A 21282-nucleotide genomic window follows, 5' to 3' on the forward strand; every position below is an offset into this window, starting at 1 on the left:
CCCTACGCCTCGCCCGGCCCGCGCAGCGGAAGCCGGGCCCCCATCACCGCGTACAGCCGGTCCGTGGCGGGAAAGCGCACCGCACGGGCGAGGTCCTGGTAGCCGAGCGCCCGGTAGAGCCGCCGGGCGGGGGTCTCCGCGTCGATCGCGGAGAGGATGCTGCGCTCCAGCCCGGAGCGCTCGCAGAGGGTGCGGATCAGCCGGGAGCCGACGCCCTGGCCCTGGTACTCGGGCAGCACGTGCAGCTCGGTGACGGCGAACACGTCGTCCAGCCAGGCGTCGTGGCCGCGCGCGTCCAGGTAGGGCTCGATCACCGTGCTCCACCAGTGGTCGCGCTGGTTGGGCATCCCGTAGCCGAAACCGACCAGCCGGCCGCCGCTCATCGCGCCGAGCGCGATCACCCCGGGCTGGTGGGCGTGCCGGCCGACGATGTGCAGCCGGACCGCGACCTCCTCGGCCGTCAGGCCGAACGCCACCGCCTGGACCTCCAGCGCCTGCGGCGCCCAGGCCGCAAGGTCGATGGCCTCGATCGTCACCCCGGTCAGCTGATCCATGCCTCGGACGTTACTACCCGTGGGCCGCCGGCGCGGGCGAAGATCGGAACCGAACTCCCGGGGAGCGGACTCAGAACAGCACGCTCATGAACGCGCCGACCTCACGGAAGCCGACCCGCCGGTAGGCGGCCCGGGCCCGCAGGTTGAAGTCGTTGACGTAGAGCGAGACCACCGGGGCGATCTCGCGCAGCGCGAGGTCGAGGACGGCGGCCATGCCGGTCTCGGAGAGGCCCCGGCCCCGGTACCCGGGGGCGACCCAGACGCCCTGGACCTGACAGGCGCCCTCGGTGACGGCGCCGATCTCGGCCTTGAAGACGACCTCGCCGTCCTCGGTGAAACGCGCGAACGACCTCCCGGCGGAGACGAGTTCGGCGACCCGGGCCTGGTAGAGCAGGCCGCCGTCACCGGCCAGCGGGGAGACCCCGACCTCCTCGGTGAACATCGCCACGCAGGCGGGCATCAGCGCGTCGATCTCCTCCCGCCGCACCCGCCGCACCAGCGGGTCCGGCGCGATCTCGGCGGAGGGCACGGCGGTGGCCAACAGCGGCTGGTGGGCGCGGACTTCGCGGGCCGGGCCCCAACTGCGTTCCAGCAGCGCCCAGAAGGCGGCGGTGGCCCCGGCCGGGCCGACGATCGAGGAGCAGCGGCGGCCCTGCCGGCGGGCCCGCTCGGCGAAGGCGGCGACGGCCTCCGGCCCGGCGTCGACCAGGACGAGGTTGGCCCCGGCGTAGCAGAGCGCGGCGAGGGCGCCGTCCCCGTCGTACCAGCCCCACATCTCGCCGCCGAGCCGCCAGGGGTCCAGACCGACGGCCTCGACCCGGGTGGCGACGAAGGAGTTGGCGACCGGGTCGCGGTGGAGGATCTCCAAGGCGTCCGCGAGGTCGGGGGGCTCCAACACGCGGGTGGTGGCCAGGGCGCGGGCGGCCTGGAACGAGCCGGGGAGCATCACACCTCGATCGAGCATCGAGACAGCACCTCACTGAGACGAATCTGGCCGCACCCTACTCCGTGGCCCCACCCGGCTACGGCCGCGGGGCCGTCCGCGAACGGACGGCCCCGCTTCCGGAAGACTGCGCGCGGCGCACCGCGCGGACCCTGTGTGGTCAGTCGGCCGCGACGACGGTCGGCGTACCGGCCTCGACGCCCGCCTCCTGCATCTGCTCGGCGAGCTTGAGCGCCTCCTCGATCAGGGTCTCGACGATCTTCGACTCGGGGACGGTCTTGATGACCTCGCCCTTGACGAAGATCTGGCCCTTGCCGTTGCCGGAGGCGACGCCGAGGTCGGCCTCGCGGGCCTCGCCCGGGCCGTTCACGACGCAGCCCATGACGGCGACGCGCAGCGGCACCTCCATGCCCTCCAGGCCGGCGGTGACCTCCTCGGCCAGCTTGTAGACGTCGACCTGGGCGCGGCCGCAGGACGGGCAGGAGACGATCTCCAGGCCGCGCTGGCGCAGGCCGAGCGACTCCAGGATCTGGTTGCCGACCTTGATCTCCTCGGCCGGCGGGGCGGAGAGGGAGACCCGGATGGTGTCGCCGATGCCCTCGGCGAGCAGCGCGCCGAAGGCGACCGCGGACTTGATGGTGCCCTGGAAGGCGGGGCCGGCCTCGGTGACGCCGAGGTGCAGCGGGTAGTCGCAGGCGGCGGCCAGCTGGCGGTAGGCGTTGATCATCACGACCGGGTCGTTGTGCTTGACCGAGATCTTGATGTCGCGGAAGTCGTGCTCCTCGAACAGCGAGCACTCCCAGAGCGCGGACTCGACCAGGGCCTCGGGGGTGGCGCGGCCGTACTTCTCCAGCAGGCGCTTGTCGAGCGAGCCGGCGTTGACGCCGATCCGGATCGGCACGCCGGCGTCCCTGGCGGCCTTGGCGATCTCGCCGACCTTGTCGTCGAAGGCCTTGATGTTGCCCGGGTTGACGCGGACCGCGGCGCAACCGGCGTCGATCGCGGCGAAGACGTACTTCGGCTGGAAGTGGATGTCGGCGATCACCGGGATCTGGGACTTCTTGGCGATGATCGGCAGCGCGTCGGCGTCGTCCTGGGTGGGGACGGCGACCCGGACGATCTGGCACCCGGATGCGGTGAGCTCAGCGATCTGCTGCAGCGTGGCGTTGATGTCCGAGGTCACGGTGGTGGTCATCGACTGCACCGAGACGGGAGCGTCACCGCCGACCGGTACGTTGCCGACCATGATCTGCCGGGATACACGGCGCTTGGCGAGCGGCTTGAGCGGCAGGGACGGAATACCGAGCGAGATCGCGGTCATGTGCGCAGGGTTCCCCGGGGTTGAGGTGTGGTCGACCGCCCGGCCAGTGGGACGGCCGAGGCCGGGCGCGCCTCGATCGCGCACCCGGCCTCCACGGTACGGCACGGCGCCGGACCCCAGCACACCCGCCGTACCCGAACGCTCTAGCTGATCTTCACCGGGTTCACCAGGTCGGCGACCATCACCAGCAGGGTGAAGCCGATGAAGACGCTGGCCACGACGTACGCCACCGGCATCAGCTTGGCGACGTCGAAGGGCCCGGGATCGGGCCGCTTGAACAGCTGAGCGAATCGGCGGCGGACCGATTCCCACACCGCGCCCGCGATGTGGCCGCCGTCCAGCGGGAGCAGCGGCAGCATGTTGAACAGGAAGAGCGAGAGGTTGATCCCGGCCAGCAGGTTGACGAACATCGCCACCCGCTGGCTGGCGGGCAGGTCCATGCTCACCAGTTCACCGCTGACCCGGGCGGCGCCGACCATGCCGATCGGCGAGTCCGGGTCACGCGGGGAGTCCCCGACCACGGCGTTCCACAGACCGGGGATCTTGCCCGGCAGCGCGGCCAGCGACTTCACCCCGTTCTCGGCCATGCCGACCATCCGGTCCAGGGACTGCCCGAAGCTCTGCTGGACGACCCCCTGCTTGGGGGTGAAGCCGAGAAAGCCGGCCTGCACGGTCTGGCCCTTGAGCGGCACGCCGTTGCCGTCGTACTTCTGCACGTCGTTGACGGCGATGACGGGCTTGAGGACGAGTTGCTGCCCGCCCCGGTCGACCAGGATCTCGACCTGCTGGCCGGCCGACTTCCGGATGTCCGCCTGGAGCTGGTCGTAGTCGCGGATCCGGTCCCCGCCGAAGGAGAGGACCTTGTCCCCCTGCCGCAGCCCCACCTCGTTGGCGGGGGTCTTGGGCGCGTCCGCGGGGCACACGTCGGTCGGCGAACCGGCCTTGACCACGCACTGGGCGACCGAGCCGATGGTCGGCACCGCCGTCGAGACGCCGAAGCCCATCAGGACCGTCAGGAACAGGCCGAACGCCAGGACCAGGTTCATGAACGGCCCGGCGAACATGACGATGACGCGCTTCCACGGCTTGCGGGTGTAGAACAGCCGGTGCTCGTCGCCCTCCTGGAGCTCCTCGTAGGAGGCCTCTCGGGCGTCCTCGATCATGGTGCGCCAAGGGGAACTGCTGCGCTTGGTGATCCGGCCGTCCGCACCCGGCGGGAACATCCCGATCATCCGGATGTAGCCGCCCAGCGGGATCGCCTTGAAGCCGTACTCGGTCTCGCCCTTCTTCCGCGACCAGACGGTCGGGCCGAAGCCGACCATGTACTGCGGCACCCGGATGCCGAACAGCTTGGCCGTCGAGAGGTGGCCGAGCTCGTGCCAGGCGATCGAGACGAGCAACCCGACCGCGAAGACCAGGATGCCGACCACCGTCAAAACCATTGCCACCGCTGGCCCTCCGTCATGCCGCTCCGCTCGTCGTCTTGTCTTACCGCAGTCACGCCCGGCCGGACACCCGGTACGGGTACACCCGGCCGGAAACGGCCCACGCCGTCAACCCGCCGCCGTCAGCCCGCCGCCAGCTCGCGGGCCCGGGCGCGGGCCCAGTCCTCCGCGTGCAGGACGTCCTCGACCGTCAGGGAAGTTCCCGGCACGGGCGTGCCGTGCTCGGCGACGACCTTGGCAACAGTGTCCACGATTCCCGTGAAAGCGAGGCGCCCCTTCAGGAACGCCTCCACGCACTCCTCGTTGGCCGCGTTGAAGACCGCCGGCGCGGTACCGCCCAGGGTGCCCACCTCGCGGGCCAGCTCCACCGCCGGGAAGGCCTCGTCGTCCAGCGGGAAGAACTCCCAGGTCGCGGCCTTGGTCCAGTCGCAGCCGGGGGCGGCGTCCGGCACCCGCTCCGGCCAGCCCAGACCCAGCGCGATCGGCATCCGCATGTCCGGCGGGCTGGCCTGCGCCAGCGTCGAACCGTCGGTGAACTCCACCATCGAGTGCACCACCGACTGCGGATGGACCACGACCTCGATCCGGTCGAAGGGCACGTCGTACAGCAGGTGCGCCTCGATCACCTCCAGGCCCTTGTTCACCAGGGTCGCCGAGTTGATCGTGACCACCGGGCCCATCGCCCAGGTCGGGTGCGCCAGCGCGTCCTGCGGCGTCACCCCGGCCAGCTGCTCACGCGTCCGGTTGCGGAACGGACCGCCGCTGGCCGTCACCACCAGCTTGCGGACCTCGGCCCGGGTGCCGCCCGCCAGCGCCTGGAACAGCGCCGCGTGCTCGGAGTCCACCGGCACGATCTGCCCCGGCCGCGCCACCGCCTTCACCAGCGGGCCGCCGACGATCAGCGACTCCTTGTTGGCCAGCACCAGCACCCGGCCCGCCCTCAGCGCGGCCAGCGTCGGCCGCAGCCCGATCGACCCGGTGATGCCGTTCAGCACCGAGTGGCACTCCATCGCGGCCAGCTCGGTCGCCGCGTCCGGCCCCGCCAGCACCGCCGGCAGCGCAGCGCCCGCCGCCTTCGCCGCCAGCGCCGCGCGCAGCGCCGGCTCGGCCGCCGGGTCCGCCACCGCCACCGTGTGCACGCCCAGCCGCAGCGCCTGCTCGGCGAGCAGCTCCACCCGGCCGCCGGCCGCCGACAGGGCGACCACCCGGAACCGGTCCGGGTTGCGGAGCACCACGTCGATGGCCTGGGTGCCGATCGACCCGGTCGAACCGAGGATCACCAGCTCCCGGGGGCCGGAAGGGTCCTGCACGGTGGGCGTGAACCGCAGCTGCGGGTGGGCGAGCGAAGTCATGCGCCCATTGTGTCCTGCCCGGGGCCCCGCGCAGGACGCCTCCCGACAGGACGCCGGTCCGCGCCCCGGGCTACCGTCGGAGCCATGCGTACCGTCATCGCCGGGGGCCACGGACAGATCGCGCTGAAACTCGAACGGCTGCTCGCCGCGCGCGGCGAGCAGCCCGCCGGGATCATCCGCCGCCCCGAACAGGCCCGGGACCTCACCGACGCCGGCGCGGAACCGCTGCTGCTCGACCTGGAGTCCGCCACCGCCCCGCAACTCGCCGAACTGCTCGCCGGCGCCGACGCGGTGGTCTTCGCCGCCGGCGCCGGACCGGGCAGCGGCGCCGCCCGCAAGAACACCGTCGACCGCGACGCCGCCGTGCTGCTCGCCGACGCCGCCGAACTCGCGGGCGTCCGGCGCTACCTGATGGTCTCCTCGATGGGCGCCGACGCCCACGCCCAGCACCCCGCCGACGAGGTCTTCGAGACCTATCTGCGGGCCAAGGGCGCCGCCGACGACGCCGTCCGGGCCCGCACGGCCCTGGACTGGACGGTGCTGCGCCCCGGCCGCCTCACCGACGGCCCCGGCACCGGCCTGGTCCGGCTCGCCGCCTCGGTCGCGCGCGGCGCCGTGGACCGGGCCGACGTCGCCGCCGTCCTCGCCGCGCTGCTGCGCGCACCGGGCACGGCCGGGCAGACGCTGGAGCTGGTCGCCGGCGACACCCCGGTCGAGGAGGCCGTCTCCGTCGCGGGCGGACACAACGGCTGACACGGGCGGACACGACGGCTGGGCCGACCGGGCCCCGGAACGGGCGAAGGGCCCGGTCACCGGACCGGGCCCCTCACTCACGGGTTCGCTCAGAGGTCGAGGCCGCTGAGGACCAGGACCTTCTCGACCGTGTAGTCGTCCATCGCGTACCGGACGCCCTCACGGCCGACGCCGGAGTCCTTGACGCCGCCGTACGGCATCTGGTCGGCGCGGTAGGACGGCGCGTCGCCGATGATCACACCGCCGACCTCCAGCTCCCGGTGGGCGCGGAAGGCGGTCTGCAGGTCGTGCGTGAACACGCCCGCCTGAAGGCCGAACGCCGAGTCGTTGACGGCCGCGAAGGCCTCGTCCACACCGTCCACCCGGTGCAGCGACAGGACCGGGCCGAACACCTCGGCCTTGGCCAGGATCGCGTCCGCGGGCAGCTCGGCCAGCACGGTCGGCGCGTAGGTCGCACCCTCGCGGCCCCCGCCGGCGAGCACCTTGGCGCCCTTGGCGACCGCGTCGTCCACCCAGGACTCCACCCGCTTCGCGGCGTTCTCGTCCACCAGCGGGCCGACGTCCGTCGCGTCGTCGTTCGGGTCACCGGTGACCTGGGCCTTGACCTTGGCCACGACCTTCTCCACCAGCGCGTCGTACACCGACGCGTCGGCGATCACCCGCTGCACCGAGATGCAGGACTGGCCGCCCTGGTAGTTGGCGAACATCGCGATCCGGGTGGCCGCCCAGTCCAGGTCGGCCTCCGAGGACCAGTCGGCGAGCACCACGGCCGCGGCGTTGCCGCCCAGCTCCAGGGTGCAGTGCTTGCGCGGCACCGAGTCCATGATCTGGTAGCCGACCTTGTCCGAACCGGTGAACGAGATCACCGGCAGGCGCTCGTCCTGCACCAGCGCCGGCATCCGGTCGTTCGGCACCGTCAGGATGCTCCACGAACCGGCCGGCAGGTCGGTCTCGGCCAGGATCTCGCCCAGCACCATCGCCGACAGCGGCGTCGCCGGGGCCGGCTTCAGGATGATCGGGGCACCGACCGCGATCGCCGGGGCGACCTTGTGGGCGACCAGGTTCAGCGGGAAGTTGAACGGGGCGATCCCCAGCACCACACCGCGCGGGAAGCGGCGCACCACCGCGAAACGGCCCACGCCGCCCGGGTCGGTGTCCAGCCGCATCGTCTCGCCGTTGGTCCGGCGGGCCTCCTCGGCCGCCCAGCGGAAGACCGACACCGCGCGGCCGACCTCACCACGGGCCCACTTGATCGGCTTGCCGTTCTCCGCGGTGATCAGCTGGGCGAGCTCCTCGGTGCGCTCGGCCAGGCGCTTGGCCACGTGGTCCAGCGCGGCCGAGCGGACGTGCGCCGGGGTGGCGGCGAACACCGGCAGCGCGGCGACGGCGGCGTCCAGCGCCTCCTCGACCTGGGCCTCGGTCGGGATGCTCACCTTGCCGACCAGACGGCCGTCCCAGCTGTTGTGCACCTCGAAGTCGGCGTCGCCGCTCGCCCGTCGGCCGGCCAGCCAGAAATCGTACGTGGTGGTCACCGTGGTACCGGCCCTCTCCTCGTCGTCATCGGGCCCACGGGTGTGGGACCCGAACCCGAGGGTAGGTGGGGCGGCGCACCGACCGGATTGGCCGACTCGGAGCGTTCGCCCCCGACGCTGCTCCATCCCGTCCAGGGCCTCCCGGGCTGAGCCCGGACGGGGCCCGGTTTGGTGCGGCTCGGTGCGGCCCGGTGCGGCTCTGTGCGGCTCTGTGCGGCTCGGGTGCGACCTACTCCTCGCCGGAGCGCAACGCCAGCCACAGCTCCATCCGCACGTCGGTGTCGTCCAGCGAACGCCCCAGCAGCTCCTCGACCCGCCGCATCCGGTAGCGCAGCGTGTGCCGGTGCACCCCGAGATCGGCCGCCGCCGCGTCCCACTGCCCGTGCCGGGACAGCCACGCCCGCAGCGAGGCCACCAGATCGCCGCGGGCCGTCCGGTCGTGCTCGCGCAGCGGCCGCAGCAGCCCCTCGGCGAACGCCGTCACCGCGTCCTCGCCGAGCAGCGGCAGCAGCGACCCCGCACCGACCTCCTCGTGGTCCACCGACCGCCGGCCACCGCGCAGCGCCACCGCCAGCGCCCGCTCGGCCTGCGCGTGCGCCGTCCCCGCGTCCTCCAGCGCGGCCGGCGCCGACACGCCCAGCGACAGGCCCTCGTGCTCCTCCACCGCACCCAGACAGGCCCGGTGCACCGCCCCGTTGTCCAGCGCCAGCACCATCAGCCGCGCCCCGTGCGCGCCGTCCTCCCGCGCCACCAGCAGCTTCTCGCCCACCCGGGCACCCGCCTGCTCGGCCCGGTCCCCCAGCTCCCCGAGCGCCTCCGCGGCCTCCGCGTTCGGCCCGGCCCCGGCCACCAGAACCCGTATCGTCCCCTCCGGCATACCGCCGAACAGCCCCACCGCCACCTGGCGGGCCGTCGCCACCTCGCCCGCCAGCACCATCCGCAGCAGCGCCGCGCCCATCCGCTCCTCGGCCTGGCGCAGCTCGCGCGAGCGCTCCAGCGTCAGGGTCAGCAGCGCCACCGCCGCGTTCAGCACGTACCGCTCGGTCGGGGTGATCCGGTCCTCGGTGCCCACCGCCAGGAAGCCCCGGGCCCGCCGGTCCGCCCCCAGCGACTGGACCACCACGTAGTCCTCGTCCGCCGTGTCGATCCCCGGCGCCCGCCCCTGCAACGCGGCGCTCGACGGCGCCGGACGCCGGCGCAGCCGGTCCACCTCCGCCGCCAGCCGCCCCGCCCGGCGCGCCGCCCAGTCCGGCGCCACCACCGACAGCGCCCCCGAGCCGTCGTACAGCGCCGCCCAGCCGCCCAGCCGGGCCGCCAGCCGGCGCACCACCGCCGTCGTACCGTCCTTGCCCAGCGCGGCCCGGGTCAGCTCCTCCTGCGCCTCGAAGGAGGTCGTCACCGCCTCGTACTGCTCCGCGGCCAGCGCCGCGGACACCACCTTGCTGATCGCGATGAACGGCGTCGGCTCCGGCACCCGCAGCAGCGGCAGCCCCCGCTGCGCGGCCGCGTCCACCAGCGGCTGCGGCACCTCCGTATGCGACAGCCCCACCCCCAGGCCCAGCCCCACCACCCCGGCATCGGCCAGCCGGTGCACGTACGCCTGCAACTGGGCCGCCGTACGGCCCAGCTTGATCCCGGTGGTGAGCAGCAGCTCGCCACCCTCCAGGAACGGCGTCGGGTCGTCCAGCTCGCTGGTGTGCACCCAGCGGACCGGCCGCTCCAGGTGGTCCGCGCCGGCGAGGACCGTCAGATGGAGCGAACTGTTGCGGACAACGGAGGCGAGTGTGGGGGGCATGGCACCTTCGGGGGATCGACCTGACCGCGCCGTTGCGGCCGGGCGAGGAGAGGGCAATGGGACAAGTGAGAGTCTCTCCCCCTCATTATGGACGCTCCGGACAACCGGCACTGCCGAATCCACCGTGACGGCGAGCTTCCGCCCCTCGCCCCGTCAGCCCCGAAGATCCACCAGCAACGGCGGCACCTGCTCCCCCGACACCGCGGTCAACGACACCACCGCGTGCCCCGCCGGCAGCGCGTGCGCCAGATCCGACGGCGACCAGCGCAAGCGCTCCACGTCCCGCGTCGTCACCGACTCCGTCTGCGCCGCCGTCCCCGACAACGCCCGCCGCCCCAACCGCCCGGCCCGCCGCACCACGCCGCCCGAGGTGTCGGGCGTGTGGGTCACCGCGGTCTCCTGCACCAGGTGCGTCCCCCAGGCCTCCGAGAACAGCCGGCCGTCCCACGGCGCGATCCCCGGGAACGCCATCCGGCAGCCGACCGCGCCGAACAACGGCGCCCGCAGCGCCTCCGGCAGATCCACCAGCGTGCGCAGCAGCAGCACCGCGCCCGCGTTCGCCCCCCGCATCCGCTGCACCCCGCGCACGGCGGTCGCGTCCAGCGCCGCCGAGGCGTCGTCCACCACCAGGCCGGCGAACAGCGAACGGTCCGTACGGGCCCCCGCCGCCTGCACGAACTGCCCCACCACCAACCGGGACAGCATCCGCGCGGCCTCCGGATGGCTGCGCTCCGGCAGCTTCACCCGCACCCGCAACGGATGGTCCAGCACCCGCATCGCGAACGGGGGCCGCCCGGTGCCGTCCGTCGCGAAGGCGCCCTCGAAGGCCGGCCGGTCCAGCAGCGCCAGCCGGTCCGCCAGCAGCGCCCCAGGATCGTCCGCCCGGCCGCGCTGACGCTCCCGGTGCTCCAGGTCCCGCTCGTACACGGCCAGCCGGCCCGCCACCCCGAGCGCCTTCACCAGGGCCGCCAGCACGTCCGGCTCACCGGCCAGCAGCGCCCGCAGCTCCCGCACCCCCGGATAGCGAGCGTACGCGGCGTGGAACGGGCCCACCACCTGCTGCAGCGCCGTCCGGGCGTTCTCCGCGCGCGCCGTCAACTCGTCCGGCAGCAGCGCCTCGGCCAGCCGGGCGGCCGCCTCGTCCGGATCCTGCGCCGCACCGTAGAGGTCCAGCCCGTACACCGACGCCGGATCACCGGGCGCGATCACCACGTCGTACCAGGCGTCCGGGCCGAGATCCGTGTCCGCCGCCCCCACCACCACCACGCACGCGGTGCCGGCCAGCGCCTGCAGACACAGCGCCTCCGCCACCGGCCGCGCCAGCCGCGCCGTCTTCCCCGTCCCCGCCGGACCCACCGCCAGCAGCGACGTGCCCAGCAGCGCCGGATCCAGCGCGAAACCGGCCGCCCGATGACTCAGCGGGTTCTTCGGCACGTCCTGGGCGGTCCCGAGGCAGACCTGGCCCAGCAGCAGATCGTGCCGCTCACCCCGGTCCGCCAGCTCCCGCGACTCCGAAGGGTGCGCGAAGGCCGCCCCACCGCGCGCCACCACCTGCTCGACGAAGGCCGGCACGAACGCCGGATCCGCCTGCGCCGACTCCCACGCCCGCTGGATCCGCACGTAGTCGACGTCCCCGACCGCCTCCCGCTCCAGCCGCCCCGCCGCCTCGGCCGCCCCGCCCTGCCGCAGCCCGCCCCACGGGTCCAGCCGCCGCACCACCTGGGCCACCGCCACACCCTCCTCCGCGGGCTGCTCCTGCGTCACCGCCCGCGACAGCAACGGCGACACGTACCGCCGCCACACCTCGGGCCAACGGCCCATCCGGCCGAAGAGCTTGATGACGAGCGCGGCCACCAGGAGGTTGACGGACACGCCGACCACGGTCACTTCGGTATCGGTGGGATTCTTCACCCAGACCGTCAGCACGATCAGGCGAAGCACCAACTGGGTCCCGTACAGGAACGCGAACCACCCCACCACCGCGTTGAGTCCCGCCCGCAGGAGCAGCGGCCAGGCCGCGACCTGGGCCGCCTCCGCCCGCTCCGGGTCGATGGGGCGGTAGCCCAGCCGGTAGACGCCGGGTTCGGCTTCCGGGCGCGGGGCCGCGGCCCAGGTGGGGAGGTCGAAGGCGGGGGCCCCGTCGGTGCGGGTGCCGGGCCGCTGGTGCGGCATGGGGGCCGGGGGTCTGGTGGTGGTCCGATCGGTGTGGTGGTGTGCCCCGTCGTGCGCCATGTACGGCCCCGCTCCCTCGCCCGCCCGGCCCGATCGCCGTCGGTGCCGCCATACCCATGCCGCCGTACCGGCGACACGCCCGCGCTCAATGTAGTGGAGCGGGGCCTGCTGGTAGTCGCACCACCCGCGCTGGCCGTGCCGGACAAGTCGGACGGCTCAGTGCTACCGAGTGGCGCATGCCCGGCCGGGGAGGGCGGCCGTAGCCTGCGAAGCACCGAGCCGAGAAGTCTGGAGAACACCATGAGCGCCGCAACGCCGCTCCCGCAGGAGCGCCGCCTGGTCACCGCGATCCCCGGTCCGAAGTCGCAGGAGCTGCAGGCCCGCAAGCTGGGTGCGGTGGCGGCCGGTGTCGGCACCACCCTGCCGGTGTACGTGTCCCGTGCCAACGGCGGCGTGCTGGAGGACGTGGACGGCAACTCGCTGATCGACTTCGGCTCCGGCATCGCCGTGACGAACGTCGGCAACAGCGCCGAGGCCGTGGTGGCGAAGGCGAGCGAGCAGCTGGCCGCCTTCACCCACACCTGTTTCATGGTGACCCCGTACGAGGGTTACGTGGCGGTCGCCGAGCAGCTGAACGAGCTGACCCCGGGTGACCACGACAAGCGCACCGCGCTGTTCAACTCGGGCGCCGAGGCGGTCGAGAACGCGGTGAAGGTGGCCCGCGCCTACACCAAGCGCACCGCCGTCGTGGTGTTCGACCACGGCTACCACGGCCGTACGAACCTGACCATGGGCCTGACGGCGAAGAACATGCCGTACAAGCAGGGCTTCGGCCCGTTCGCCCCGGAGATCTACCGGGTGCCGGTGGCCTACCCGTACCGCTGGCTGACGGGTGCGGAGAACTGCGCCGCCGAGGCCGCCGCGCAGGCGATCGAGGTCATCAACAAGCAGATCGGCGCCGAGAACGTCGCCGCGATCATCATCGAGCCGATCCAGGGCGAGGGCGGCTTCATCGAGCCGGCCAAGGGCTTCCTGCCGGCGATCGTGGAGTACGCGAAGGCGAACGGCATCGTGTTCGTCGCGGACGAGATCCAGACCGGTTTCTGCCGTACCGGCCAGTGGTTCGCCTGTGAGGACGAGGGCATCGTCCCGGACCTGATCACCACCGCGAAGGGCATCGCCGGCGGTCTGCCGCTGGCGGCGGTGACCGGTCGCGCCGAGATCATGGACGCCGCGCACGCGGGCGGTCTGGGCGGCACCTACGGCGGCAACCCGGTGGCCTGTGCGGCCGCGCTGGGCGCCATCGAGACGATGAAGGAGCAGGACCTCAACGGCAAGGCGCAGCGGATCGGCGAGATCATGCTGGGCCGCCTGCGGGCGATGCAGGAGAAGTTCGACATCATCGGCGAGGTCCGCGGCCGCGGCGCGATGATCGCCGTCGAGCTGGTGAAGCCGGGCGGCAAGGAGCCGAACGCGGAGGCCACCGCGGCCATCGCGAAGGCCTGCCACGCCGAGGGCCTGGTGGTGCTGACCGCCGGCACCTACGGCAACGTGCTGCGCTTCCTGCCGCCGCTGGTCATCGCGGAGCACCTCCTGGCCGAGGGCCTGGACATCCTGGAGGGCGCTTTCGCCGCCGTCTGAGCGGTGTCGCCCGTCAGGTCGTGAACCCCCTCCGGAGGGTTGTCCGGACAGCGCTGAACGGCCCGTGGGGACCTCTGGTCCTCGCGGGCCGTTCGGTTGTCACCGGCCGGTCGGACGGGCCCGCCGCCCGGTCGGGCCAGGTCGTCGGGGCTCCCGGAGGGCCGCCCGGGGCGGGGTGAAGATGATGTGGGGGATCGCTGAAGGCGCTCGGCGCGGAAAGGCTGTTGACGTAGTGTCATCGCAGATGGACAGCGAGCCGCAGCCATGGGCGGAGCCGCCTGCGGGGTCGCCCCCGACGGCGGGTCCGCATGCGTGCCGCGAGGACGACCAGGCCGCCCCGGGAGGGGTGGCACCCACCGAAGACCGATCGACCGACCGTCCGACCCACACCCCCCGGGGCGCACGGAACGGCGATCATCAGAGCCGCCCCGGAGCTCTCCCCCCTGCTCCGGGGCGGCTGTCCGGCGTTCCGGGCCGGGTGGCCCGCTCGGTGGCCGTGCCGCTGACGGCGGCGGTCGTCCTGCTGCTGGTGTCGTGGCAGGTGGCGGTGGACGGCCCGCTGCTCGGATGGGACCGCGCGGTCCGCGGAGCCGTCCGGACCGCCCACCGGGACCACCCCAGCGCGCTGCTGGACCAGCTGGGCCAGATCCTGTCCGACCTGGGCGACAGCGTGCCCGCGATCCCGGTGCTGCTGGCGGCCGGCGTGCTGGCCGCGTGGCGGTGGCGCCGGACGGGGGCGGCGGGGCGCTGGTGGCTGCCGCTGCCGGTGGCGGCGCTGACCGCCGGACTGATCCCGCTGCTGGTGGTGCCGGCCAAGGCCGCGTTCGCCCGGCCGGGGCCGCTCGGTGATCCGCTGACGCCGGAACAGTGGGGCTGGTACCCGTCCGGGCACACCGCCACCGCGTCGCTCTCGTACGGGGTGGCGGCGCTGCTGCTGGTGCGGGTGGCGGGACCGTGGGCGGCGCGCCTGCTGACGGCGGCCGCGGTGCTGCTGGCGGTGGGCGTCGGCGCGGGGCTGGTGTGGAGCGACTTCCACTGGCTGCTGGACGTGGTGGCCAGCTGGTGCCTGGCCGCCCTGGTGCTGTGGGGGCTGGCCCGGCGACTGCCCCGGCCGGGCGGCGGGGGCGGCGGTCAGGCCTCGGGGTCGTCGTTGCGGTGAACGAGGCCGGTCTCGCCGTTGTCGCGGTGCCATTCGATGACGAGTTCGTCGCGGGCGCCGAAGCGGACGAGGTGGCGGCCGACGACGTCCTCCAGGCCGGGCAGGTTCTCCCGCTCGCCCTCGACGGTGAGCAGCAGCGCGTCGGGCCGGGCTTCCAGGGTGGCGGTGCCGGCGCCGAAGACCAGGGTGCCGCGGCCGGTCTCCTCGGAGAAGGTGGCCTCGATCTTGCGGCCCATGTGGGCGGCGAGCTGCTTGGCGTAGCGGACGGGGCGGTCGGTGGTGACGCGGGCTTCGGAGCGGGGCACGGGCCCTCCAGGATCCGGGGAGGGAACTTAGGGTCCCCTCAGTTGGGGCTACGCTAACCCAGATACTGAGCCAAGCTCAACATTTTTCTCCGGGCGCCGTCCGCTGTCGGCCACCGGCCCCGGACCGGCCGATACCCTGGGGCGGACGCCTGCCGAGGAGACCGCCGATGACCACCACGCCGACCGACCCGGCGGACCCCTCCCCCGGCCCGCCCGGCGCCCCTGCCGAGGCGGCCGCCTCGGACACCGCAGGCTCGGGCACCACGGCTTCGGACACCACCGCCTCAGACGCCACCGCCTCAGACGCCACCGCCTCGGACACCGCCGCCGAGCTGGCCGACACGATGACCAGGGCGATCAAGCGGATCCGTCGGCAGACCGGGCGGCAGTTGGAGCCGTACGGCATCACCCCCGGCCAGGCCCGGGCGCTGAACACCCTGGCCCACGCGCCCGGCTGCGAGCTGCCGGACCACCCGATGCGGCTGAGCGACCTGGCCGAGCGGCTGCACATCGCCCCGCGCTCGGCGACCACCGTGGTCGACGCGCTGGAGGAGGCCGGCCTGGTCGAGCGCAGGCCCGACCCGGCCGACCGGCGGGCGGTCCGGATCCTGCTGACCGAGGCGGGCCGCGCAGCGGTCGAACGGATCGGGCAGGTCCGGCACGAGGTGGCCCAGGAGTACTTCGGCGAGGTCAGTCCCGACGAGCAGGAAGTGCTGCTACGAGTGCTGCGCGCCGCCGAGGCCCGCTTCCTCGCAGCCGGTCCACCACCGCGGACGGCGCCCCCGGGCGCGGCGCGGTGATGCGGGAGCGGTCGGCGGCGCCGGGCGGTCCGCCGCGTCAGGCCCCGTCCCGTCCTGCCCTGGCCCTGCCGAGCCAGGCCTAGTTGGCGAGGCCGATCACCAGCCACATGAACCCCACCCCGGCGACGGTGCAGAGCAGGGTGCTGCGGGAGGGGTGCGGGCTGTGTGCCTCCGGGAGGATGTCGGAGGTGGCCAGGTAGAGCAGGAACCCGGAGAAGAAGCCGAGGTAGAGGCCGAGCAGGTGCTCGGGGATGGTGAAGGCCAGGGTGATCGCGGCGCCGGACACCGGGGCCAGCGCGTCCGCCGCGAGCAGCGCCAGCGCCCGCCGCCGGTTGTTCCCGTAGAGCCGGGTGATCGTGTACGTGTTGAAGCCGTCGGCGAAGTCGTGGGCGACGACGGCGATGGCGACGACCGTTCCGACCGTGGTGCCGGCCTGGAAGGCGGCGCCGATCGCGAAGCCGTCCATCACGCTGTGCCCGACCAGGGCCAGCGCGGCGGTCAGGCCGACGCCCTGGCGCCCGGCGTGGTGGGCGTGCGCGTGCTGGTGGCCGTGGGTGTGCTCGGCGTACTCGCTCTCGTGGCCGCGGTGGATGGCGACCGCGCGTTCGACCACGTGGATGGTGAGGAAGCCGACCGCGAACATCAGCAGCGCCTGCGGCACGCCGTGTACCTCGTCCGGTGCCTGGCGCATGGCCTCGGGCAGCAGGTCGAAGGCGACCACGCCGAGCATGAGGCCGGCGGCGAAGCCGAGCACGAGGTGGCGGCGGTCACCGGTTCGCTGGGCGACGAAGCCGCCGATCAGGGTCATCAGGAACGCCCCGGCGGCGACCAGGACGGCGGTCACCGGGCCGCCTCCGGGTGGGTCGATCCGCCGTGCGGGCGCCGGCGGGTGCCGCCGTGTGGTCTGCCGGGCGCTCTGCCCATTCCTCTCCCCCTGGGGTCCGCCCGTGGCCGGGCCGACCGCCGACCGTATCGGACGACCGTTCGACGGTGATCGCCCGGGGTGCCGCTGCTCCGCCGGTGCCCGTTCCCCAGCCTCGGGTCGGGTGCGGGGGCGCGCCCGCCGGGCGGTCCGTCGGGGTGAGCTGCGAAGACGGGGACGGGGACGAGGACGAGGGTGGGGGCGGGGACCGGAGGTGGGGTCAGCGGCCGGCGGCGAGGGGCAGGCCGAGGTGGGTGCGGGCGAGTTCGCTCACGCCGTCGCCGTCGACCAGGTGGATGTGCCGGTGGCTCTCCTCGCCGGTGAGGTCGAGGGCCTCGTCGGCGAAGCGGCCGGTGGTCAGCCGCAGGCCGCGCTCGGCGGACTCCTCCTGAACGGCCTCGGCCAGGGTGGCGATCTCCTCCGCGCTGACCGGCGTGGCGCCCCGGGAGGCCCAGACCACCCAGCGGCCGGGCAGAGCGCTGCCCGGGGCCCCCTCGCCGGTGGCGACCAGTCCGGCCGGGCCGCGCAGCCGCACGCTCCACTCGGCGAGCCCGCCGCGGGTGAGCAGGTCGCGCACCAGCTGGGCGAACTCGTTCGCGGACAGATCGGGTGCGGCCGGTACGGCGGCACCCGCCTGCGCGGCGGGCTGCACGCCCACGCGGCCGTACGGGTCCGGGGTGACGGCGGCGCCGAGCTGGCGCAGCCGGACGAGCGCCTCGTCCTGCTCGGCGTCGGCGTAGACGCCTTCGTCGTCGCGCTCCTCGTACGGGGTGGCGGGCGGCAGCAGCCGGGTGCGGGCCAGTGCGTCGCGGTCGGCGTCCACGCTGACCAGGCAGAGCGGCTCGGCGGCGCCGGGCTCGCGCAGCCAGCCGTTGAGCACGACGCCCGCGAGTATCTCGTCGGTGTCGACGGCGTCGGCGGCCTGGAGGGCGCGCAGGGCGAGCCGGGCGACCAGGCGCAGATAGTCGGTGGCCCGGTCCGCCGGCGGGCGCGGGACCGGGACGATGTCGCCGTCCGGGGCGAGCCGGTAGCCGGTGAGCGAGGGCACCAGGTCGAGCGGCGGCAGGTCGAGGTCCAGCACGGCGGTGCGGGTGAGCGGGCGGAAGACCGCCCGGCAGGGGGCGGGCAGGTCCTGGGTGGCGGTCTCGGCGGCGGCGAGCGCCCGCTCCAGCAGAGACTCCACGGCGGCCGGCTCGGACAGCCGGTAGGCCCGCCGGCACTCCTCCAGGCTCTCGTTGTATTCCCGCACGGCGCGGGCCCGGGCCTCCTCGGCCGCCTCGTGGACGCGCCGGGACTCGTCGGCGGCTGGGTTGCCGGCCTCGGCCCGGCGGGTGCGCCACTCGCGCAGGGAACGCTGGTGGGCCAGCCGGGCCTGGGCGAGTTCGCGCTGGTAGCCGGAGTCGAGCAGGCGGCGGGCCGGGGCGCCGTCGGGGTCGGCGGTGGCCGGCCCGGCGGGCGCGAAGTCCGCCCAGCGGGGCTCGGCCTCACTGCCGGTCTCCGGCCCGTCGGCCGGGTAGGGGCGGGGCTCGTAGTGGCGCAGCTGGCTCTCGAAGTCCATGGCCGAGACGGGCAGTGCGGCCCGCCGGAGCAGGTCGGCCAGCCGGTCGTGCTCGGCCTGGACGGTGAGCGTGCGGTGGTGGGTCAGGGCGGCGGCCCGGCCGTGGGCGGCGATGGACTCCTCGGGCTCGGCCGGGCCGTCGCCGGACGCCGCACCACCGGACGTGCCGTCATCGGACACGTCACCACCGGACGCACCGTCATCGGGCATGACGTCACCGGACGTACCGGGGGCGGCCGGGCCGGGGCCAGCGGCGTCCGGGTCCAGGCCCTGCCCCTGGTCGGTGTTGAGCTCTCTGAAGACCGAGGCGAGGAAGCCCGGCCGGGGGAACTGGACGGTGGCGGTGCCGTCGGGCTGGCCGTCTGCTGAGTGCTGCATCGGTCGTCGTTCCCCCATGCTCGTCCGGCGCCTGCCCGGGGCGGCCGGCGACCCTGCGGCCCGCCCCTGCCGGACATTGTCCACCGAACGGGCGGCAGTGGTCAGCCCAGCCTCTCAGTTGGTCCGGGTGTTGGTCAGGTGCAGGCCGATGTAGCCGACATAGATCCGGCCACTGCCCGAGCAGTCGTCGAGGTAGTGCAGCCGGGGCGCGGTACGGCCGCCGCCGATCCGCAGGTGTGCGCCCATGAAGGCGCGCCGGGAGGCGTCCACGCTCTCCGGGACGGGCAGCATCCGTTCGCGCTTCCACTTGGTGTGACTGAACACCGTCCGGGACTCCCCGCGCACCGCCTTGCGGGGCGGGAAGTGGTGGCAGCCCTCCGGGGTGTGCTCGCACCACTGTTTGAAGTCGCCGCCGGCCGCGCCGCGGACCGCCGCCTCGGCGTACTCCTGAAGGGCGGTCAGCCCGTCCCAGGCGAGCCGGGCCCAGCCCGCGCCGGAGCACCGGAGCCCGTCCAGGGCGAGCGCGTTCTTCTGGTCACCGGTGAAGGTCAGCAGCGGGAACTCGTCGATCCTGGCCATGAGTTCGGTGAAGGTCTCCGGCTTCGCGGGCCGGGCGGACGGCTTGGCGGCGAAGTGCCCGGCGGCGCCCTGGAGGATGCAGTGGCGCCCGGTGAGGGCGCGGGAGCCGGCCCGTACGTGGCCGTCCCGGCTGTCCCGACCGTCGTGGCGCTCGCGGAGCTCCGGACGGTCGCGGCCCTCATGACCCTCGCGGCCGTCCTGCTTGTCCCGGTTCTCCCGACCCACGCGGTTGTCCCGGCGCTCGTGGCGCAGGGTGCGCCGGACCCGCTCCAGCTCGTCGGCCCTGGCCTGCTGCTCGGCCCGGTCCTGCTGCTCCTCCCGGACCAGCGCGGCCAGCTCGGCGCGGGCGACGGCCGGGTCCCCAGCCGGGCTGACGGCCGCGCGGGGAGGCGCCGGGGCGACCCGCAGCACCGGGACGGCCGCCAGCGGGGGCGGCAGCGGCAGGTCGGCGGCGAGCCGGCGCGGCTCGCGGGCGAGCAGCCCGGCCGCACGGCGGATGTCCTGCTCTATTCGCCCCCGGGCGAGCACCGGGTGCCGGGCGCCGTCGCACCGGGAGGCGGGGTCGACCTCGGGCAGGTAGGTGCGCACCGCTCCGCCGTAGACGCTGTGGTACTCCAGCGCGACGTTGAACCCCGTCCGGGCGCCCGGGTCCAGGACGTAGGCGGTGGCCAGGCCGGGCAGCTGGTGGCAGAGCGGGCGGACGACGTCCTCGACCCAGCGGTCGAGCGGGAGGTACACCGGGACGCTGGCGACCACGACGGGCAGCCGGCGCTCCGGGTCGCAGAGCTCGTCGATCAGGCCGTCGACCTCGCCGGCGGTGATCACCCGGGGAGCCGGGTGGACGGCGGCCGGGCCGTCGGTGGCGTCGAGCAGCGGCAGGAGGGTGCGGGCGAGTTCGGGCACCGGCACCCGGCAGGGGGTCCGCACGCCGTTGCCGGTGCTGTGCGTCTCGGCCTCCAGCCGGACCCAGGTGGGGCCGTCGGCCCCGGTGGCCACGGTCAGGGTGAGCTGCTGGGTGCCGTGCGGGGTCGGGGTGCGCAGGCGTCGGCGGTCGTAGCGGCCGGCGGCCGGGCCGCCGCGCAGCGGGCCCCGGTCTCGGTCGAGCAGGACGCGGTCGCCCAGGCGCAGTCGCTCGGCGGCGGGGGCCGATCGGGACTGCGCCGGTCCGGACGTCGTCAGTCCAGGGGGCGTCAGTTCGGGCGGTTCCGGTCGGCTTGGAGCCGTCCCCGTCGAGGCCGATCCGGCCGGGGGCGGCCCGGTGAGGGCGCGGGGAGCCGGCGGGGGCTCCTCGCAGCCTTCCTGTTTCAGCCAGGCGGCGAGCTGCTCGTCAGCCAGGGCGACGGCCTCGCGGTGCGGGAGGGTGGTGGTGACGGTCATCCGGTAGGGCGTCGCGGGGCCGGTCAGGTCGGCGCCGGCGGGCGACGAAAAGCGGTCTGAGGTCATGCGCATACCTCCGTGGTGCGGGGTGGGGTCTGGTGTCCTCCATCGATGGGTTATTCGTCCGGTTCGGCCGGATCCTTGCCCAGGAAACGCCACGGCCCGGAGCGGAAGTTCCAACTCCGGGCCACGTCAATACGTTCGGGTGAATCTGCTCAAGCCGCGCACCGCGTGGCGCGGCTCCCGGTCCGACCCGCCCTCATCGCCGGGCGGCGGGCGACAGGCGACGGGCGACGAGCGACAGCACCGGAGCGGCCCTGCTCGGACATCGGCGGGTCAGGCCTCGGCGGGCCGGGCACCGCTGCGACTCCACTCGGGCTCCGCGACCGGCACCGCCAACGCGCAACCGGCCGGGGCGGCGTAGCTCGCGATCAGCACCACGGGCTCGTCCCCGAGGTTGCGCCCCACGTGGACGTGGACCGGTCCGGCCTCCTCGACCAGCGAGTCCCCGGCCCGGCTGACCTCGACCCGGCCGTCGTGCAGGGTCCGGGTCAGCGTCCCGGACAGCACCACCACGTCCACCCGGCCCGGGTGGTAGTGCCAGCCGGTGCTGGCCCCCGGCGGCAGGGTGACGGTCTGGACGACGGGCATCTCGGGGCGGCTTCCTGCTCGACGACCGGACCAGGCTAGGCACGC

At 74.3% G+C, this 21282-nt stretch carries 17 protein-coding genes; 4 read left to right on the top strand and 13 right to left on the bottom strand.

The annotated features are described in order from the left end of the window. Nucleotides 1-2: 2 nt before the first annotated feature. The 5 genes from ACIOGZ_RS39225 to dxr form a co-directional block, all read right to left on the bottom strand. The gene (locus ACIOGZ_RS39225) at nt 3-554 is read right to left on the bottom strand and encodes a GNAT family N-acetyltransferase (protein ID WP_063347629.1); all 552 of its coding nucleotides are present in this window, start codon (nt 552-554) and stop codon (nt 3-5) included. 70 nt (nt 555-624) lie between these two features. Continuing rightward, entirely contained in the window at nt 625-1500 is an 876-nt protein-coding gene (locus ACIOGZ_RS39230; protein ID WP_350885688.1) for a GNAT family N-acetyltransferase, read from the bottom strand. A gap of 157 nt (nt 1501-1657) precedes the next feature. Further along, nucleotides 1658-2818: a flavodoxin-dependent (E)-4-hydroxy-3-methylbut-2-enyl-diphosphate synthase gene (gene ispG / locus ACIOGZ_RS39235; protein ID WP_363586514.1), complete on the bottom strand. Its 1161-nt coding sequence runs from the start codon at nt 2816-2818 to the stop codon at nt 1658-1660. A gap of 143 nt (nt 2819-2961) precedes the next feature. After that, a complete protein-coding gene (locus ACIOGZ_RS39240; protein ID WP_363586513.1) occupies nt 2962-4266 on the bottom strand; it encodes a site-2 protease family protein in 1305 nt (434 codons plus the stop codon). 119 nt (nt 4267-4385) lie between these two features. After that, on the bottom strand, nt 4386-5615 hold the full coding sequence (gene dxr / locus ACIOGZ_RS39245; protein WP_350885642.1) for a 1-deoxy-D-xylulose-5-phosphate reductoisomerase: 1230 nt from the start codon (nt 5613-5615) through the stop codon (nt 4386-4388). An 84-nt stretch (nt 5616-5699) separates the two neighbouring features. Between dxr and ACIOGZ_RS39250 the strand changes: the two genes are divergently transcribed. Further along, entirely contained in the window at nt 5700-6368 is a 669-nt protein-coding gene (locus ACIOGZ_RS39250; protein ID WP_400989460.1) for an NAD(P)-binding oxidoreductase, read from the top strand. An 89-nt stretch (nt 6369-6457) separates the two neighbouring features. Here the strand turns inward: ACIOGZ_RS39250 and ACIOGZ_RS39255 are convergent, their stop codons facing one another. The 3 genes from ACIOGZ_RS39255 to ACIOGZ_RS39265 all read right to left on the bottom strand — a co-directional run bounded on the left by ACIOGZ_RS39255 (nt 6458) and on the right by ACIOGZ_RS39265 (nt 11927). Next, on the bottom strand, nt 6458-7900 hold the full coding sequence (locus ACIOGZ_RS39255; protein ID WP_063347635.1) for an aldehyde dehydrogenase family protein: 1443 nt from the start codon (nt 7898-7900) through the stop codon (nt 6458-6460). Nucleotides 7901-8129: 229 nt separating this feature from the next. Then, the gene (locus ACIOGZ_RS39260) at nt 8130-9695 is read right to left on the bottom strand and encodes a PucR family transcriptional regulator (protein WP_363586511.1); all 1566 of its coding nucleotides are present in this window, start codon (nt 9693-9695) and stop codon (nt 8130-8132) included. 153 nt (nt 9696-9848) lie between these two features. Next, entirely contained in the window at nt 9849-11927 is a 2079-nt protein-coding gene (locus tag ACIOGZ_RS39265) for an ATP-binding protein (protein ID WP_400989462.1), read from the bottom strand. A gap of 240 nt (nt 11928-12167) precedes the next feature. Here ACIOGZ_RS39265 and gabT point away from each other — a divergent pair, with 240 nt between their 5' ends. Further along, nucleotides 12168-13508, top strand: coding sequence for a 4-aminobutyrate--2-oxoglutarate transaminase (gabT, locus tag ACIOGZ_RS39270; protein WP_363586509.1), 1341 nt, complete (start codon nt 12168-12170; stop codon nt 13506-13508). A 490-nt stretch (nt 13509-13998) separates the two neighbouring features. After that, entirely contained in the window at nt 13999-14667 is a 669-nt protein-coding gene (locus ACIOGZ_RS39275) for a phosphatase PAP2 family protein (RefSeq protein ID WP_400989464.1), read from the top strand. Here the strand turns inward: ACIOGZ_RS39275 and ACIOGZ_RS39280 are convergent. Next, nucleotides 14640-14972: a DUF2218 domain-containing protein gene (locus ACIOGZ_RS39280; RefSeq protein WP_363586507.1), complete on the bottom strand. Its 333-nt coding sequence runs from the start codon at nt 14970-14972 to the stop codon at nt 14640-14642. The genes ACIOGZ_RS39275 and ACIOGZ_RS39280 overlap by 28 nt on opposite strands. A 167-nt stretch (nt 14973-15139) precedes the next feature. Here ACIOGZ_RS39280 and ACIOGZ_RS39285 point away from each other — a divergent pair, with 167 nt between their 5' ends. Then, nucleotides 15140-15772: a MarR family winged helix-turn-helix transcriptional regulator gene (locus tag ACIOGZ_RS39285; RefSeq protein ID WP_400989466.1), complete on the top strand. Its 633-nt coding sequence runs from the start codon at nt 15140-15142 to the stop codon at nt 15770-15772. A gap of 79 nt (nt 15773-15851) precedes the next feature. On the opposite strand, the gene ACIOGZ_RS39290 is transcribed toward ACIOGZ_RS39285, so the two are convergent. From ACIOGZ_RS39290 to ACIOGZ_RS39305, 4 genes are all read right to left on the bottom strand, one after another. Continuing rightward, on the bottom strand, nt 15852-16580 hold the full coding sequence (locus tag ACIOGZ_RS39290; RefSeq protein ID WP_363586539.1) for a ZIP family metal transporter: 729 nt from the start codon (nt 16578-16580) through the stop codon (nt 15852-15854). Nucleotides 16581-16914: 334 nt separating this feature from the next. Next, nucleotides 16915-18630 carry a restriction endonuclease gene (locus ACIOGZ_RS39295; RefSeq protein WP_400989468.1) on the bottom strand — a complete coding sequence of 572 codons (1716 nt, stop codon included), beginning with the start codon at nt 18628-18630 and terminating at the stop codon, nt 16915-16917. 114 nt (nt 18631-18744) lie between these two features. After that, nucleotides 18745-20652: a hypothetical protein gene (locus tag ACIOGZ_RS39300; RefSeq protein ID WP_400989470.1), complete on the bottom strand. Its 1908-nt coding sequence runs from the start codon at nt 20650-20652 to the stop codon at nt 18745-18747. A 270-nt stretch (nt 20653-20922) separates the two neighbouring features. Continuing rightward, nucleotides 20923-21237, bottom strand: a complete 315-nt coding sequence (locus tag ACIOGZ_RS39305) for a cupin domain-containing protein (protein ID WP_363586503.1) — start codon at nt 21235-21237, stop codon at nt 20923-20925. Between the last annotated feature and the right edge of the window lie 45 nt (nt 21238-21282).

Source organism: Kitasatospora sp. NPDC088160, assembly GCF_044741445.1.
Taxonomy (GTDB): Bacteria; Actinomycetota; Actinomycetes; order Streptomycetales; family Streptomycetaceae; genus Kitasatospora.